Source organism: Streptomyces sp. NPDC093598, from assembly GCF_044764825.1.
In the GTDB taxonomy this organism is placed as follows: Bacteria; Actinomycetota; Actinomycetes; order Streptomycetales; family Streptomycetaceae; genus Streptomyces.
In genome coordinates this window covers 58,745-74,526 of sequence record NZ_JBIWIV010000015.1, presented here as the reverse complement: position 1 = coordinate 74,526, position 15,782 = coordinate 58,745, and the positions used below count along the sequence as shown (strand labels likewise).

General features: G+C 70.8%; 16 protein-coding genes. 10 read left to right on the top strand and 6 right to left on the bottom strand.

Features of this window, described 5'->3' with window-relative positions; translation table 11 throughout:
• Positions 1-24: 24 nt before the first annotated feature.
• From ACIRDU_RS31365 to ACIRDU_RS31335, 7 genes are all read left to right on the top strand, one after another.
• Entirely contained in the window at positions 25-1,062 is a 1,038-nt protein-coding gene (locus tag ACIRDU_RS31365) for a LacI family DNA-binding transcriptional regulator (RefSeq protein ID WP_403585736.1), read from the top strand.
• Positions 1,063-1,133: 71 nt separating this feature from the next.
• Positions 1,134-2,459 (top strand): ABC transporter substrate-binding protein, encoded by a 1,326-nt coding sequence (locus tag ACIRDU_RS31360; protein ID WP_403585733.1) that lies wholly within the window; start codon positions 1,134-1,136, stop codon positions 2,457-2,459.
• A gap of 2 nt (positions 2,460-2,461) precedes the next feature.
• Complete coding sequence (locus tag ACIRDU_RS31355; protein ID WP_403585730.1) at positions 2,462-3,385, top strand: carbohydrate ABC transporter permease; 924 nt, start codon at positions 2,462-2,464, stop codon at positions 3,383-3,385.
• Entirely contained in the window at positions 3,382-4,206 is an 825-nt protein-coding gene (locus ACIRDU_RS31350) for a carbohydrate ABC transporter permease (RefSeq protein WP_403585727.1), read from the top strand. The genes ACIRDU_RS31355 and ACIRDU_RS31350 overlap by 4 nt, the downstream gene beginning before the upstream one ends.
• Before the next feature lie 86 nt (positions 4,207-4,292).
• Positions 4,293-6,764: a CBM35 domain-containing protein gene (locus ACIRDU_RS31345; RefSeq protein WP_403585725.1), complete on the top strand. Its 2,472-nt coding sequence runs from the start codon at positions 4,293-4,295 to the stop codon at positions 6,762-6,764.
• A 148-nt stretch (positions 6,765-6,912) separates the two neighbouring features.
• Complete coding sequence (locus tag ACIRDU_RS31340) at positions 6,913-7,287, top strand: hypothetical protein (RefSeq protein WP_403585723.1); 375 nt, start codon at positions 6,913-6,915, stop codon at positions 7,285-7,287.
• 126 nt (positions 7,288-7,413) lie between these two features.
• Positions 7,414-8,415: a sporulation protein gene (locus ACIRDU_RS31335; protein WP_403585721.1), complete on the top strand. Its 1,002-nt coding sequence runs from the start codon at positions 7,414-7,416 to the stop codon at positions 8,413-8,415.
• A gap of 31 nt (positions 8,416-8,446) precedes the next feature.
• Here ACIRDU_RS31335 and ACIRDU_RS31330 read toward each other — a convergent pair whose 3' ends face one another.
• A complete protein-coding gene (locus ACIRDU_RS31330) occupies positions 8,447-9,415 on the bottom strand; it encodes a M56 family metallopeptidase (RefSeq protein WP_403585720.1) in 969 nt (322 codons plus the stop codon).
• 6 nt (positions 9,416-9,421) lie between these two features.
• Positions 9,422-9,808: a BlaI/MecI/CopY family transcriptional regulator gene (locus tag ACIRDU_RS31325; RefSeq protein WP_403585718.1), complete on the bottom strand. Its 387-nt coding sequence runs from the start codon at positions 9,806-9,808 to the stop codon at positions 9,422-9,424.
• 146 nt (positions 9,809-9,954) lie between these two features.
• On the opposite strand from ACIRDU_RS31325, the gene ACIRDU_RS31320 reads away from it, so the two are divergent.
• The 3 genes from ACIRDU_RS31320 (at position 9,955) to ACIRDU_RS31310 (ending at position 11,512) form a co-directional block, all read left to right on the top strand.
• Complete coding sequence (locus ACIRDU_RS31320) at positions 9,955-10,530, top strand: TerD family protein (RefSeq protein WP_403585716.1); 576 nt, start codon at positions 9,955-9,957, stop codon at positions 10,528-10,530.
• Positions 10,531-10,811: 281 nt separating this feature from the next.
• The gene (locus tag ACIRDU_RS31315; RefSeq protein ID WP_403585713.1) at positions 10,812-11,273 is read left to right on the top strand and encodes a hypothetical protein; all 462 of its coding nucleotides are present in this window, start codon (positions 10,812-10,814) and stop codon (positions 11,271-11,273) included.
• On the top strand, positions 11,261-11,512 hold the full coding sequence (locus tag ACIRDU_RS31310) for a twin-arginine translocase TatA/TatE family subunit (protein WP_403585711.1): 252 nt from the start codon (positions 11,261-11,263) through the stop codon (positions 11,510-11,512). Before ACIRDU_RS31315 ends, ACIRDU_RS31310 begins: the two co-directional genes overlap by 13 nt.
• A 13-nt stretch (positions 11,513-11,525) precedes the next feature.
• Here the strand turns inward: ACIRDU_RS31310 and htpG are convergent, their stop codons facing one another.
• The 4 genes from htpG to ACIRDU_RS31290 all read right to left on the bottom strand — a co-directional run bounded on the left by htpG (position 11,526) and on the right by ACIRDU_RS31290 (position 15,730).
• Entirely contained in the window at positions 11,526-13,424 is a 1,899-nt protein-coding gene (htpG, locus tag ACIRDU_RS31305; RefSeq protein ID WP_403585710.1) for a molecular chaperone HtpG, read from the bottom strand.
• 86 nt (positions 13,425-13,510) lie between these two features.
• Complete coding sequence (locus ACIRDU_RS31300; protein ID WP_403585708.1) at positions 13,511-14,251, bottom strand: class F sortase; 741 nt, start codon at positions 14,249-14,251, stop codon at positions 13,511-13,513.
• A 116-nt stretch (positions 14,252-14,367) separates the two neighbouring features.
• Complete coding sequence (locus tag ACIRDU_RS31295) at positions 14,368-15,246, bottom strand: hypothetical protein (protein ID WP_403585706.1); 879 nt, start codon at positions 15,244-15,246, stop codon at positions 14,368-14,370.
• Between the two features lie 196 nt (positions 15,247-15,442).
• Positions 15,443-15,730, bottom strand: a complete 288-nt coding sequence (locus ACIRDU_RS31290; protein ID WP_403585704.1) for a DUF3040 domain-containing protein — start codon at positions 15,728-15,730, stop codon at positions 15,443-15,445.
• Positions 15,731-15,782 lie beyond the last annotated feature (52 nt).

Here is a 15,782-nt window from a genome sequence, read left to right as displayed (position 1 = left end):
TGTGTGACCGGTCACAATCCTCGCATGAATGTGACCGGTCACACAAGGCGCCCTGCGAGCATCAGGGACGTCGCCACGGCCGCCGGGGTCTCGTACCAGACGGTCTCGCGGGTGATCAACGGCCATCCCAGTGTCCGGCCGTCCACCCGGGAGCGGGTGCTGGCGGCCATCGAGGAGCTGGGTTTCCGGCGCAACGCCACCGCCCTCGCCCTGGCCAGCGGGCGCACCCGCACCGTGACCGTGCTCACCGCGAACACCACGCACTACGGCTACGCCTCGATCCTCCAGGGCATCGAGGAGTCCGCCCGCGCCGCGTCCTACGCCGTGGGGATCGGCGTCCTGGAATCCGCCGAGGACGCGGCCGTCGCCGCCGAGGTGCAGCGCGCGGCGGACGCGGGCGGCGGGATCGTCGTGATCGCCTACGATCCGGCCGGTGTGCGGGCGCTGGGAGCCGTTCCCGACGGGCTGCCCGTGGTGGGCGTGGTCGAGACCCCGGCGAGCCCGCCGGGCGGCGACAGCCCCTGGGTGTGGACCGACGACCGGGAGGCCGCCTACCAGGCGACCCGCCATCTGCTCTCGCTCGGCCACGAGACCGTGCACTACGTCGCCATCCCGTCATGCACCCGCCGCACCAGCGCCCGCACCAACGGCTGGCGGCAGGCGCTGAAGGAGGCGGGCGCACCCGAACCCCGCCCGGCGCAGAGCAGTTGGGGACCGGCGGGCGGTCACGCGGCCGGGCTGAAGCTGGCGCGGGACCCGTCGGTCACCGCGATCCTGTGCGGCAACGACGACCTCGCGCTCGGTGTGCTCCGCGCCCTGCACGAGTCCGGCCGGTCCGTGCCGGGCGAGGTCAGCGTGGCCGGGTTCGACGACGCCCCGCACTCCGCCTTCCTCACCCCGGCCCTGACGACCGTACGCCTGGATTTCACCGGCCTCGGCCGGGCCGCGTTCGCCCTGCTGCACGGCGCGCTGGAGGAGTCCGCCCCGGTCGCCCCGCACCCCGTGTCCGTGCCGGAACTGGTGGTGCGGGAGAGCTCCGGGCCCCCGCCCGCCGACGACTGAACAGCCCGTGAGAGCACCGCAGTTGTGAGCACCGCCTCCTGAACCGAACCGCCTGCTCGGAAAGGCACGAGATGCACAGAAGAGTTCTCCCCGCCCTGGCGCTGATATGTGCCGCCGGACTGGCCGCCACCGCGTGCAGTGATCCCACCGCCGGGGACTCCGGTTCGGACGACGCCGAGCAGACGGCGGTGAACCCGACCGCGCGGCTGGACGGCGTGAAGCTGACCATGTGGACCGCGCAGAACACGGTCAACGCGCCGAAGCAGGTCATCGACGCCTTCGAGAAGGCCACCGGCGCCGAAGTCGACACCCAGGCGATCCCGGACCTCTACGAGCAGAACGTGCCGACGAAGCTGGCGTCCGGCGACCGCCCGGACTTGATGTTCTGGCAGCCTTCCATCTCCACACTGCCGTTCGTCCAGCCGCAGAAGAACCTGCTCACCCTCGACGGCGAGCCCTGGGTCTCCGAGCTCGGGGACACGGAGAAGTCCCTCGGCGTCATCGACGGCAAGCGCTACGCGGCGATCGTCACCAGCCCCGCCATGCTCGGCGTCTACTACAACAAGGACGTCTTCAGGCAGGCGGGCATCGCCGAGAAGGACTTCCCCCAGTCCTACGACGAGCTGCTGGCGCTCGGCCACAAGGTCGCCGACAAGACCGACGCGGCCGCCTTCTACGAGGCCGGCGGCGACAAGTGGCCGCTCCAGTGGCAGATGCAGATCCAGCTCACCGACCTCGACCGGCAGTGGTGGGCGGACCTGAACGCCGGCAAGAAGAAGTGGACCGACCCGGTCGTGGTCGGCGCGATCAAGAAGTACAAGGACAAGCTGCTCGGCGCCGGGCTCGCTCAGAAGAACTACCGCACGGGCACGTTCACCGGGCAGGCCGACGCCCTGTGGAAGGGCGAGGCCGGCATGGTCCTCAACGTCACCTCCTTCCAAAGCCAGTTGCAGGCCAAGTACTCCACCGCCGAGATCGACAAGAGGATCGGCTGGTTCCCGGTCGCCAACTCCTCCGCGACCGGCCTGTACTCCCCCGACCAGACCAACGGGGTGGTGGCCTTCAAGACCGGTGACGAGAAGCGGCAGAACGCGGCCCGGCAGTTCCTCGCCTTCTGGCTCGGGCCGGACTACCCGGACTACATCAAGGCGATGAAGATCCCGTCCGTGCAGCCGTCCGTCCCCACGCCCGACGGGCTGCCCGAGACGTCCAAGGCCCAGGTCGCGGCCCTGCCCAAGGCCATCGGCGTGTTCCAGGCCAAGGCCATCGTCGCGCCCGACACGCACCTCTACCTGGCCGACATGATCTTCGGCAAGAAGAGCCCGCAGCAGGTCGCGCAGGCGATCCAGGACCAGTTCGCACAGGTGGCCAAGGCCCAGGGCGCACCCGGTTTCTGACGATGGCGGACACGATCGTACGTACCGGCAAGCAGTCATCCGCACCAGGCACACCCAAGGGCGTGGGACGGCTTCCGCGCGCCGCCGTGCACCACCCCTGGTGGTTCGCGCTTCCGGCGATCGCCGTCTTCGCGGGCTTCTTCCTGGTCCCGAACCTGCTCAACTTCTACTACCCGTTCACCGACTGGTCGTCGTACCACGCGGACATCGCCTTCACGGGCCTGGACAACTTCCGGACCATCGCCGACGACGGCTCGCTGCTGCGCGCGATCCGCACGACGCTGGTGTACGCGTTGCTGGCGGCGGTGTTCCAGAACGGTTTCGGGCTGGTGCTGGCGCTGCTGCTGGAGGACGACAGCCGCTTCAACCGGTTCTTCCGGGCCGTCTTCTTCCTGCCGGTGCTGATCTCGGCCCTGGCGACCGGATACGTCTTCCAGGCGCTCCTCGATCAGGACGGAGCCGTCAACTCCGTGCTGGGCACGGACATCCCGTGGCTGGGCTCGACGACCTGGACGCTGGTGATCGTCACTCTCATCCACGGCTGGAAGTGGATGGGCCTGGCCATGCTGATCTATCTGGCGGGGCTGAAGGGCATTCCCGGCGACATGCTGGAAGCCGCCCGGATCGACGGAGCCGGGCCGTGGCGGACGTTCTGGTCGGTGCGCTGGCCGATGCTCGCACCAGCCGTCACCTTCAACGTCACCACGGCGCTGATCGGCTCGATGAACACCTTCGACATCGTCCAGGCCACGACCGGCGGCGGGCCGGCGGCCTCCACCGAGGTCTTCAACATCTACATGTTCCGGATCTTCGGACAGGGCCTGTACGCCCAGGCCTCCGCGATGAGCCTCGTCCTCTTCCTGGTCGTGGTCGCCGTGGCGGTTCCGCTGGTCGTGGGGCTCCGGCGAAGGGAGCAGATGCTATGAACCCGGTGTGGCGCTACGGCCGCCCCGCGCTGGTCATGCTGCTGGCCGGGCTGGCCGTGGGCGTGCCGCTGTGGCTGGTCGCCGTCACCTCGGCCAAGCCGCAGGCGGAGGCGATCACCCCCAACCTGGACCTGCCCCGGCACTGGCAGCCCGCCGGCAACTACGCGGACGCCGTCGGCGAGGGCGAGATGCTGCGCGGCTTGCTCAACTCCCTGCTGGTCGTGGTGCCTTCGGTGGTCCTGGTGCTGCTCCTGGGCGCGGGCGCCGCCTGGGTCTTCGCGCGCCGGAAGTCGAAGCTGGTGTCGGCGGCGTACGCGCTGTGCATCAGCGGGCTGCTGCTGCCGCCCGCCGTCATCACCATCGTCATGGAGCTGCGGCAGCTGGGGCTGGCCAACTCCCGGCCCGGCATGATCGCCGTCTACACCGGCATGTACCTGTCGACGTCGATCTTCTTCATGACCGGCTTCATCCGCGCCATCCCTGTGGAACTGGAGGAAGCCGCCCGGATGGACGGGGCGACGCCGTCCCGGATCTTCTGGCGGATCGTCCTGCCCCTGCTCCGGCCGGTCATCGCCACGGCGACGATCATGGTGATGCTCTACGCCTGGAGCGATGTCTTCTACGCGTTCTTCGTCCTCGGCGGCGGAGACCGGGCCACCCTGCCGCTCAACCTCTACCAGGTCGCCAGCGCCCAGCTCTACCTCGAGAACTGGCATCTCGTCTTCGCGTACGTCGTGGTGATGAGCCTGCCCATGGTCGCCGTGTTCCTCGTCGGCCAGCGAAAGATCGTGTCCGGAATCACCAGTGGAGCCGTCAAGTGACTGGAGGTCCAACAGTGATCACCCCCACCCGCACGAGATCCCGTACCAGAACCGCCCTGTTCGCAGCACTACTTGGAGCAGCCGCCATGGCAGCCACCCTCCCCGCGGCCGGTCCCGCGGCAGCCGCAGCCGACCCGCAACGCCTCACCGTCGACCTCGACGCCTCCGAGGGCCCGGTGATGCTCGGCGCCAACGGCTCCCTCTACGGGCTCAGCGACGACGGGGTGCCCAGCGACGCCGTGATGGAGCCCCTGAAGATCACCAGCATCTCGCAGAAGCCGGAGGGCGGCGCCCAGCACCCCAACGGCGACGCGCTCACAGTCTCCAAGTCGTTCTTCCGCAGCGGCGGCGGCGAGATCAACGTGATGATGCAGGACATCTACGCCAAGTGGCCGTACGAGGACCTCGGCATCGACGACTACCTCCCCAAGGTCGACAAGATCGTCAAGGAGGTGTCGGCCGACCCGAACAGCGACCGCTTCGTCTACATCCCGTTCAACGAGCCCGACCAGATCTGGTACGAGCTCGACGTCCAGGACCAGGCGCAGTACGAGAAGAACCGCGACCGGTTCTTCAAGGACTGGAAGACGGTGTACCAGCGGATCCGTGCGATCGACCCGGACGCGCGGATCGCCGGTCCCAACGAAGCCGCCTATCACACGCGCCTGTTGAAGGACTTCCTCGCCTTCACCAAGCGGGAGAACGTCGTGCCCCAGGTGATGACCTGGCACGAACTCGGCTCCGGCTCCCTGCGCGACTTCCAGGCGCACTACGACGACTACCGCAAGCTGGAGCGTGAGGCGGGCATCGCGCCGCTGAAGATCAACATCGACGAGTACGCCAACCGCCGCGACCTGTCCGTGCCGGGGCAGCTCGTGCAGTGGGTGTCGATGTTCGAGCGCAACAAGGTGTACGCCAACATGGCGTACTGGGACGCCGCCGGCAATCTCAGCGGCCACGTGGTGCGCTCCAACATCCCCAACGGCGGCTGGTGGCTGTTCCGCTGGTACGCGGGCCTGACCGGGAACACCGTGAAGGTGACGGCGCCGCAGCCGAACACCATCGACACCCTCCAGGGTCTCGCCTCGCTGGACACCTCCCGCCGCCAGGCCCAGGTGCTGCTCGGCGGCTCGGACGGCGACTCGGACGTGGTCGTGAAGAACGTCCCCCGCTCCGTGTTCGGCCGTACGGTCACCGCGACCGTCGCCGAGGCCGCCTGGTCCGGATACGAGGGGCAGCACGCGGCCCCGCGCGTCCTGGCGCGCACCAAGGTGAAGGTCGCGGACGACGGTTCGGTGACCGTCCCGCTGCGTGGCCTGCACAAGATGTCGGCGTACCGGATCGTCCTCACCCCCGGCGGCTCGGGCACCCCGGCCGCCGCCTCCGTCCCGTGGTCGGCGTCGTACGAGGCCGAGGACGCCGCCCTCACCGACGGCAAGGTCTACACCCAGGGCACCGTGCAGAACGCCAACGGCTACGCGGCCTCCGGCACCAAGGACGTCGGCTCCCTCAACCAGGCCGGCAGCAAGGTCGCCTTCACGGTGAACGTGCCGAAGGACGGCTCCTACGACCTGGCGATCCTGTACGGCAACCAGTCCGGCGGGCCCGCCACACAGAAGCTGATCGTCGACGGCGCCGACCCGGTGACGGTCACCTACCCGTCCACCGAGAACTGGACCTACCGCGCCAAGAAGGACGTCGTCGGCGTCCGGCTGAAAGCGGGCACACACCAGTTGGTGCTGTCCAAGGGCGACGCCGAGGTCACGCTCGACCGGATCGACCTGACGGCCCGCACCGGCGCTGCCTCGGCTTCGTACGAGGCCACCCTGGCGGACATCAGCGGCGAGCCGTCGTACGACTACTCGTCCTCGGCCGGTGTGGGCACCGGCGCCCTGGTCCTGCGCTCGGGCGACAAGGCCGTCTTCGACGTCTACGCCCCGCGCGACGGCTACTACACGGTGACCCCGCGGACCTCGGCGGCGGTGAAGCTCGCCCTGCACGGCGAGACGGTCACGGCGGCGCCCGGCCGCCCGCTGCGGCTCTACCTCGTCGCGGGCAACAACCGCGTCGCGACGACGTCGGGCCACGCCGCCGTCCGCTCCCTGGACGTCTCCGGTGACGGCTCGACCTCGGGCACCCTCTCCTACGAGGGCGCCTCGGCCGCGCTCGCGGGTGGCGCGAGTCTCGTCGACTCGCCGCACGCGTCCGCCGGCTCGTACATCGGCCGGCTGGGCAACAGCCCCTCCAGCACCGCCGAGTTCACGGTGAACGCACCCCGGTCCGGCCGCTATGTGCTGGTCGTCCACTACGCCCACAACGACCGCCGGGACAACGGCCACGCCTACAACACGGACATCATGTCCCGTACGGCGGACATCACGGTAGGGAGCGCGGCGCCGCAGAAGGTCACCTTCAAGAACACCTGGAGCCAGGACGACTACTGGACGGTCGGCGTCCCGGTCGATCTGGCGAAGGGCGCGAACAAGGTGACGTTGTCCAACGCCACCGCCTGGGCGCCGGACATCGACCGGATCGAACTCGGCCGGGTCGTGGGCTGAGCGTGCGGTGACGCGGGACGGTTGCGGAGGATCGAGGTGTGCTCCTCCGCAACCGAAGTCCCCTCGCCCACCGTCTGTTGCCATGGCCGCCGCACGTCCGGGCGGCCATGACGACGGCCCGGTTCGGGCCACGACCACGGGGAGTTCCATGCGTACGAAGCTGGGTTCGGTTCTGGCGGCGACGGTTCTGGCCGGCGGCCTGGGGGTCGCGATGGCGCCCAGCGCCTCCGCCGCCGACAACTGCTGGGCGTACGGGGACGGCATCCGCACCTGGTGCCACAACGTGTCCGGCGCGGCGGTCTACGGCTCCGTCGGCAACAACCGCCGCTACCCCGACCCCACCACGGTGGTGGGCTACATGCACTCCAACCCGAGCTGGTTCTACTGCAAGCTCGACAACCAGGCCTGGGTCGGCGGCCCGCACCCCACCCGCTGGGTGCTGACGGTGGCCGACAACGGGCAGCTCGGCTGGATGAAGGACACCGCGATCTACAGCGAGACCAACCCCATACGCGACTGCTGACCTCCGTCAGCGGGTACCGGTGCCGCAGTCCGCCGAGAGGCGGGCTGCGGCACCGTCGTGTCGACCCCTTATACTTCTACACGTTTGTAGATGTAAGTACCCCCACATGAAGGAGTGGACGCCACCATGGTGTTCAAGCGACTGCTCGGCGCGCTCGGTGTCGGCGGTCCCACGGTCGACACGGTTCTCGATCCCGCTTCCGTCCGCCCCGGCGGCACGCTCACCGGACAGGTCCATCTCGTGGGCGGCAAGGCCGACTTCGAGATCGAGCACATCACCCTGGAGCTGGTGGCCCGGGTCGAGGCGGAGCACGAGGGCGGTGAGAGCCAGGGCGTCGTGGCCTTCGACCGCTTCACCGTCGGCGGCGGCTTCCGGCTCGCGGAGGGCGAGCGGCGCAGCGTGCCGTTCAGCGTCATCGTGCCGTGGGAGACGCCGGTCACCGAACTGCGCGGGCAGAGCCTGGGCGTGGTCCTCGGGGTGCGCACCGAGCTGTCGGTGGCGGGCGCGAGGGACAAGGGCGACCTGGACCAGCTCAACGTCACGCCGCTGCCCGTGCAGGAGGCCGTACTCGAGGCCTTCGGCGGGCTCGGGTTCGGCTTCAGGTCGGCCGACCTCGAATACGGGCGCATCGGCGGGTCGGGCCAGCGGCTGCCCTTCTACCAGGAGATCGAACTCCTCCCCTCTCCGCGGTACGCGCAGCAGTTCACCGAGGTCGAGCTGACGTTCCTGGCGAACCCGGGCGGCATGGAGGTCGTCCTGGAGGCGGACAGGCGGGGCGGTTTCCTGTCGTCGGGCCACGACGCGCTGATGCGGTTCACCGTCTCCCACGAAGGGGCCGAGCAGCAGGACTGGCCCGCGATCGTCGACGGCTGGATGCGGCACATGGCCGAGCACCGGGCGTCGTACGGCTCGCCCGCCGGCCACGGCTCCCCCGCCCCCTTCGGCCCGGGCGGCCAGGGGCACGAGGACCGGCATCACGACGGCCACCGCTCGGGCCCCGGCATGGGTACGGCCGTCGCCGCGGGCGCGGCCGGACTGGCAGCCGGGGTCGTCGGCGGCATGGTCGCGGGCGAAGTCGTCGACGAGGTCGGGGACTTCTTCGAGGGCGACGAGGAAGACGAGGGCTGACACCGGGCGTTCGCAGCCCGCCCGGCCCCCCTCAGAGGGGCGTCGCCGCGTGCAGGATGAGGACCATCGTCACGGCCGAGTTCGCGGACGACATCGCCGAGACGGCCGTCCCCGCTGCCGCGCCCCATGCCGCCAGTCCCACCGACGTGAACGCCGGCGGCCAGTCGTGCCCGGCCGGGGCCGGGCCGAGCAGCGCCGCCACCCGGCGCGGTACCGGCCCCGGAGCGGCGAGGCCCGCGAGCGTGGGCAGCGGGGTGCCCCGCGAGACGAGCGCGGCCGTGCCGATCGCCCGCGCCACCGTGCGGCGGCTGCCGATCACGCGGGCCGCCTCCTCGTCCGCCCACCGCTCCGCCGTGTACGCCACGGCGGTACGCAGCGGCCGCAGGAACGGATTGGCCCGGGCCGCGAGCTGCACGGCGAGCAGGTACCGGTCGTGCCGTGCGGCGAGGTGCGCCCGCTCGTGGGCGAACAGGGCCCGGCGCTCGGCCGGCCGGAGCCGGTCCAGCAGCGCCGTGGTCACCACGACGCGTCCGCGCCCCGGGCCGACACGCGACGTACCGCCGCCCCATCGCCCCGCGGGCGGCAGCGCGTACGCGTAGGGCACGGCGTCGGGCAGCACCGCCACCTCGGTCTCCCGCAGCCCGGCCAGTGCGAGATGCGCCCGGCGGCGCACCCGTCCGTGCCGCCGCACCGTCCGCACACAGGCGACAACCACCGCACACAGTGCGGGAATCGCGGCCTTGCCCACGACCTCGTCGTACGGGAGCGCCGCCCGCACCTCGGGGTCGGACCAGCCGTCGGGCAGCGGATTGCCGGGCAGTTGGGCGGTGCCGACCACCATCACCAGCGCCAGGCACACCGTGCTGCACAGCGCCAGCACCACGGCGAGCACCGTCAGCAGCCGGGTCGCGGTGCGCGGGTGCAGATGCTGTTCGGCGAGGCGTGCGACCGGCCAGGTCGTGAGCGGCAGGATCAGCGGCAGAAAGACGAAGACCCCCATGAGGCGTCAGTCTTCCCCTTCGTCCTGGGCCTGATCCAGCAGGTCACGCAGCAACTGCTCCTCGTCCGGGCCGAGACCGGTGACGAAGCTGGCCAGCACGGCCCCCCGGTCGCTCTCGGCGTCCAGCACCTTGCGCATCTTGCGGGCGGCCAGGCCCGCCTGGTCGGAGGCGGGTGTCCAGGCGAAGGACCGGCCCACCCGCTCCCGGGTGACCGCCCCCTTGCCCAACAGGCGGGTCAGGATCGTGATCACCGTCGTGTACGCGAGGTCACCGCCGAGGCGTTCCTGCACCCAGCCGGCCGTGGCCGGGCCGTCCGCCTCCCGCAGCGCCGACAGCACCAGCGCCTCCAGCTCGCCCTGTCCCCGCCGGGGACGCTGCCCGGGGTCCGTCACCGCCCTGCCTCCCTTTCGCCGCCCTGCGTTGCCCGTACGGACATCGTATAGATCCGCCGGTCCGGGTCCCGTCCACTTCTACATTGCTGTAGATTTCAGAGTGGCATCCACACCACACCCGTCAAGCGCTCAAGAAGGAGTACCTCGTGGGAGTTTCCCTGTCCAAGGGCGGCAACGTCTCGCTCAGCAAGGAGGCACCCGGTCTCACCGCCGTCCTCGTCGGCCTGGGCTGGGACGTGCGCACCACCACCGGCACCGACTACGACCTCGACGCCTCCGCCCTGCTCCTCGACGCCTCCGGCAAAGTCCCCTCGGACCAGCACTTCGTCTTCTACAACAACCTCAAGAGCCCGGACGGTTCGGTCGAGCACACCGGCGACAACCTCACCGGTGAGGGCGAGGGCGACGACGAGTCCGTCAAGGTGAACCTCGCCGCCGTCCCGGCCGAGATCGACAAGATCGTGTTCCCGGTGTCCATCCACGACGCCGAGAACCGCGGCCAGAGCTTCGGGCAGGTCCGCAACGCCTTCATCCGGGTCGTGAACCAGGCCGGCGGTCAGGAGATCGCCCGCTACGACCTGTCCGAGGACGCATCCACCGAGACCGCGATGGTCTTCGGCGAGCTCTACCGGCACGGCTCGGAGTGGAAGTTCCGTGCCGTCGGCCAGGGATACGCCTCGGGTCTGGCCGGGATCGCCTCCGACTTCGGCGTCAGCGTCTGACAGGGACCGACCGCGCCGCCGGGCCCGCCCGCGTGTGGCCGGGCCCGGCGGCGCATCGGCAACCGACCGGGAGACCATGTGGCCGAACCGCTCCGCCTGCGCCCCGAGGACCGCGCGGACTTCGAAGCCGTACTGCACCAGGCGAGGGCACCGCGGACATCCGCGGCGCCCTGGACGCCGACCCGACCGGCGAGGCCGCAGCACACCTGCGCGCCCACGCGCTCGCCCACGCCGACGACATCGCGGCGGCGGCCGGCGAGCCGTACCGCTCCTGTCTCGCCGTGCGCAGGGCCGCCCGGCACGAAGCACGGGGTCTGCTCGGGTCGGGCAGTCTGCTGCCGGCCCTCGCGGTGCTCACGCCGCTCGTGGCGGGCACGTCCGCGGCGGCGCTGCTCCTGATCGGCGGTCTGCTGCACGCCGCCGACGCCCTCGGCCCGCTGCCCGGGTCGCTCGTCGCGGCCGGCTGGACCCTGGCGCTCGTGGCGGCCGTGACCGGCCTCGTCACCCTGGCCGCCGTACTGCACACGGCCCTGCGCCGGCGCGGCGCGCTCCCGGCCGCCGACCAGGTGGAGCACGCCCGCCTGGTCCGGCGGCAGGAACTGCTCGACCGCGGGATGCTGCCGCACCTGCGCCGGCACCTGGTGCCGCATCCCGGGACGGCGATCACGCCGTGCTCCGCGCCCGATACGCTCACGCCGTGCCCGGCCCGGGCGAGAGAGGACAGGACACCATGTTCGGACTGAGCGAGCTCGCGATCATTCTCATCGTCGTCATAGCCGTCATCGGGGTGAAGAAACTCCCCGAGCTGACCCGCTCGGCCGGCAAGGCGGCCCGCATCCTCAAGGCCGAGGCGCGCGCGGCGAAGGACGAGGAGGCCGGGACGGCGCCCGCGCCGCGGGTGGTCCAGGGCGAGATCGTCCCGCCGGGCACCGGCACACCCGGGACCGGCGCCCGGGCGGCGAGCGCCCCGGACCACCCCTGACCCGTCGCCGTGACTACAGCGTGCGCTCCAGGCGGTCCGCCACGAGCCTGACGAAGCGCGCCGGGTCCTTGGGCTGGCCGCCCTCGGCGAGCACCGCCAGGGTGTGCAGCAACTCGGCGGACTCGGCGAGCTCCGTGCGGTCCTCGCTCGCCCGGTACGCCTGGTGCAGGCCCTTCACCAGCGGGTGGCCGGGGTTGAGCTCCAGGATCCGCTTGGTGCGCGGCACCTCCTGGCCCATCGCCCGGTACATGTTCTCCAGGGCCGGGGTCAGATCGTGGGCGTCGGAGACGATGCAGGCCGGGGAGACGGTGAGCCGCGTCGAGAGGCGCACCTCCTTGATGTCCTCGTCCAGCCGCTCCCGCATCCAGCCCAGCAGCCCGGCGTACTCCTCGGCCTGCTTCTCCCGCTCCTCGCCGGCCTTCTCCGCACCCTCGGCGTCGAGGTCGATCTCACCCTTGGCGACGGACCGCAGCTTCCTGCCCTCGTACGCGCCCACGGCGTCGACCCACACCTCGTCGACGGCGTCGGTGAGGAGCAGGACCTCGATGCCCTTGTCCCGGAACGCCTCCATGTGCGGGGAGTTCTCGATGCTCTGCCGGGACTCGCCGGTGATGTAGTAGATGTCGTCCTGGCCGTCCTTCATCCGCTCCACGTACTGCGCGAGGGTGGCCGGCTCGTCGTCGGAGTGCGTGGTCGCGAACGAGGAGACGGCGAGGAGGGCGTCGCGGTTCTCGGGGTCGGTGACCAGGCCCTCCTTCAGCGCGGTGCCGAACTCGCGCCAGAACGTGGCGTAGCGCTCGGCGTCGCGGGTCATGAGCTCCTTGACCGTGGACAGCACCTTCTTGGTCAGCCGGCGCTGCATCATCCGGATGTGCCGGTCCTGCTGGAGGATCTCGCGGGAGACGTTGAGCGAGAGGTCCTGCGCGTCGACGACGCCCTTGACGAAGCGGAGGTACGGCGGCAGCAGCGCCTCGCAGTCGTCCATGATGAAGACGCGCTTGACATACAGCTGGACACCGCGCTTGAAGTCCCGCGTGAACAGGTCGTGCGGGGCGTGCGAGGGGACGAAGAGCAGGGCCTGGTACTCGAAGGTGCCCTCGGCCTGGAGCCGGATCGTCTCCAGCGGCTCGCGCCAGTCGTGGCTGATGTGCTTGTACAGCTCGTGGTACTCGTCGTCGGACACCTCGTCGCGCGAGCGTGCCCACAGGGCCTTCATGGAGTTCAGCGTCTCGGGCTCGGGCGCGTCCTCCCCGTCCTTCGCCTCCGGGACCATCCGGATGGGCCAGGTGATGAAGTCCGAGTAGCGCTTGACGATCTCCCGGATGGTCCACTCGGAGGTGTAGTCGTGCAGCTGGTTCTCGGGGTCGGCGGGCTTCAGGTGGAGCGTGACGGACGTGCCCTGCGGCGCGTCGTCGACCCTCTCCAGCGTGTACGTGGCCTCACCGCGCGACGTCCAGCGGGTCCCCTGGCTCTCGCCGGCGCGGCGGGTCACCAGCGTCACCTCGTCCGCCGCCATGAAGCCGGAGTAGAAGCCGACACCGAACTGGCCGATGAGCCCGTCGGCCCCGGCCGCGTCCTCGGCCTCCTTCAGCTCCTTCAGGAACGTGGCCGTTCCCGAGTTGGCGATGGTGCCGATGAGCCGCCCGACCTCGTCGTACGACATGCCGATGCCGTTGTCCCGCACCGTGAGCGTGCGGGCCTCCTTGTCGACGTCGAGCTCGATGTGCAGGTCCGACACGTCGGCGTCGAGCGAGTCGTCCCGCAGCTTCTCCAGACGCAGCTTGTCGAGCGCGTCGGAGGCGTTGGAGACGAGCTCCCGCAGGAAGACATCCTTGTTCGAGTAGACCGAGTGGATCATCAGCTGGAGCAGCTGACGTGCCTCTACCTGGAACTCAAACGTTTCGGTCGTCATGGTTCGCGAATCCCTCACAGGTCCCACAGTCGCCTGAACTGGTGAGAGTCACTGTAAAACACCAAGTCAGGCCGGTGCCCCGGAAGTCAGACGAGGTGGGCGAAGACGACCAGGTTCTCGGTGTAGTCCCGGGCCTCACGGTCGTAGGCACCCGAGCAGGTGATGAGCCGGACCTGGGCGTCCGCTGTGTCGCCGTAGACGCGGTCGCTGGGGAAGGCGTCCTTGTCGAAGGACTCCGTGGCGTCGACGACGAAGGTCGCCTTGCCGCCGTCGGCCCGCACCACCTGGAACCGGTCGCCCTTCCTCAGCTCGCTGAGGCCCGCGAACACGGCCGGGGAGGTCCTGGTGTCCACGTGGCCGGCGATGATCGCGGTACCCGCCTCTCCGGGCGTGTGCCCCTTGGCGTACCAGCCGACGAGGTTGGTGTCGTTCGGCGGCGGGGGCTCCAGTTGGCCCGAGGGGCCGATGGCGAGGTCGGTGAAGGGCGCGTCGACCGAGATCTTGGGGATGAGCAGGCGGACCGGCCGGGACGGCGGCAGGTGCGGACCGGCCTCGGACGCGGCGGACCGGTGCGGCGCCGCGGACGTGGTCGGCGTGTCGGGCAGGTCGGGTACGGCCGAGGCGGTCACGGCCGGCGGTGCGTGCGGCGGGCCGGCGGCGTCGGACGACTCGCCACGGCCGCCGACCAGGCTCACGGTCAGGGCGAGGGCGGCAGCCACCCAGAGCACCGTCACGACGCTGCGCAATCGCCGCTTGGACGGTTCAGGGGCGGGGGCGGGGGCGGGGTCGGGACCGGGGACGGGAGGAGCGGGGGGACTGTCTGCCATCAGGGACCACCTCGTTCGGGCACGGCAGCGGGCACGGCACGTGGGAGGACGAGCCGGGCCGCCGCGACGTGAGGGGCACGTGCGGCGGCCACGGCTGCTATGAGGTCGGGCATCGGTCAGACGGTGCCCCGCGAGGCCTTCTGGCGTCGCAGCGCGTACAGGCCCGTGCCGGCCACCGCCAGCGCCGCGAGACCGCCGGCCGTCACGCCCGGCGCGGAGGCGAGACCGCCGCCACCGGTGTGCATCCCGCCGCGCGGCTTGTCGTGCTTGTCGTGCTTGCCCTCCCAGGAACCCTTCTCGTGCTTGTCGCCCCAGTCCTTGTCGCCGTAGGCGTCCTCTTCGTGCTTGTCGCCCCAGCCGTCCTCGCCGCGCTCGCCGTCCCGGTACGTGTCCGGGTCGTGCTTGGAGTTGTCCCAGTCGTCGTTCGCGGTCACGGCGGCCAGCGCTCCGCCACCGGTGTGCATCCCACCGTGCGGCTTGTCGTGCTTGCCCTCCCAGGAGCCCTTGTCGTGCCCGTTCTCCTTGCCGTGGTCCTCGTGCTTGCCCTCGTCGTCACGCTTGTCGCCGTGGGCGTCCTTGTCGTGCCTGGAGTTGTCCCAGTCGTCGTTCGTGGTCACGGCGGCCAGCGCTCCGCCACCGGTGTGCATCCCACCGTGCGGCTTGTCGTGCTTGCCCTCCCAGGAGCCCTTGTCGTGCCCGTTCTCCTTGCCGTGGTCCTCGTGCTTGCCCTCGTCGTCGCGCTTGTCGCCGTGGGCGTCCTTGTCGTGCCTGGAGCTGTCCCAGTCCTCGTCCGCGGTCACGGCGGCCAGCGCTCCGCCACCCGCGTGCACGCCGCCACGCGGCGCGTGGTGGTTGTCGTCCTTGTGGTGCTCCTTGCTGTAGGAAGTGGAGTCGTGGTCCTGGTCACCCATCGCCACGGCATAGGCGGCGGGTGCGGTGATCGCGAGGGCGGCCGTGGCGGTGGCCGTCGCGAGCAGCATGCGGGCAGAGCGCATCGGTGAATCCTTCCGTCGCGGGCCGGGCAGCTGACGCCTCGCCAGCTCACGAGACCCGGCCTCGACGTGCACCACCGTCAGTCATGCCGGGCCGTCCCACCATCCAGGGCGGTCACATGGGTTACGACGACACCCTGACGGCGGCACACCGCGCGTGTCCGGCCGTCGGCGGAGGGGCCCGGCGGTTCCGCCCGTGTCAGCGTCGCCCGAACCCCCGGTGCGTCATACGGGCCGGGTCCGGATCGGCGAGCTGGGCCGCCATGCCGACCAGGACCAGCCCACCCGCGATCAGCAGCCCATGGGCCAGGGCGATGCCGGATCCCAGCACGGCCACGCCGAGTGCCAGCCCCCACCAGGCTCCGGTCCGGCGGTACTCCCGGAGCCGGGCCGGGCGACCGGTTCTCAGGGCCCGGGTGAACCGGGGGTCCTCCCGCTCGAGTCGTGCTTCGAGATCGACCAGACGCTGGTCCTCGGACTGGGGCACGGCTTCTCCTTCCCGGAACCCGAGCGCTTCGAGACAGGGCACGGCCGAGGCC

Bases quoted from the DNA above. Each gene is read 5' to 3' on its own strand.
- ACIRDU_RS31365 (WP_403585736.1), top strand. From the start codon at position 25: ATGAATGTGACCGGTCACACAAGGCGCCCTGCGAGCATCAGGGACGTC.
- ACIRDU_RS31360 (WP_403585733.1), top strand. From the start codon at position 1,134: ATGCACAGAAGAGTTCTCCCCGCCCTGGCGCTGATATGTGCCGCCGGA.
- ACIRDU_RS31355 (WP_403585730.1), top strand. From the start codon at position 2,462: ATGGCGGACACGATCGTACGTACCGGCAAGCAGTCATCCGCACCAGGC.
- ACIRDU_RS31350 (WP_403585727.1), top strand. From the start codon at position 3,382: ATGAACCCGGTGTGGCGCTACGGCCGCCCCGCGCTGGTCATGCTGCTG.
- ACIRDU_RS31345 (WP_403585725.1), top strand. From the start codon at position 4,293: ATGGCAGCCACCCTCCCCGCGGCCGGTCCCGCGGCAGCCGCAGCCGAC.
- ACIRDU_RS31340 (WP_403585723.1), top strand. From the start codon at position 6,913: ATGCGTACGAAGCTGGGTTCGGTTCTGGCGGCGACGGTTCTGGCCGGC.
- ACIRDU_RS31335 (WP_403585721.1), top strand. From the start codon at position 7,414: ATGGTGTTCAAGCGACTGCTCGGCGCGCTCGGTGTCGGCGGTCCCACG.
- ACIRDU_RS31330 (WP_403585720.1), bottom strand. From the start codon at position 9,415: ATGGGGGTCTTCGTCTTTCTGCCGCTGATCCTGCCGCTCACGACCTGG.
- ACIRDU_RS31310 (WP_403585711.1), top strand. From the start codon at position 11,261: ATGTTCGGACTGAGCGAGCTCGCGATCATTCTCATCGTCGTCATAGCC.
- htpG (WP_403585710.1), bottom strand. From the start codon at position 13,424: ATGACGACCGAAACGTTTGAGTTCCAGGTAGAGGCACGTCAGCTGCTC.
- ACIRDU_RS31300 (WP_403585708.1), bottom strand. From the start codon at position 14,251: ATGGCAGACAGTCCCCCCGCTCCTCCCGTCCCCGGTCCCGACCCCGCC.
- ACIRDU_RS31295 (WP_403585706.1), bottom strand. From the start codon at position 15,246: ATGCGCTCTGCCCGCATGCTGCTCGCGACGGCCACCGCCACGGCCGCC.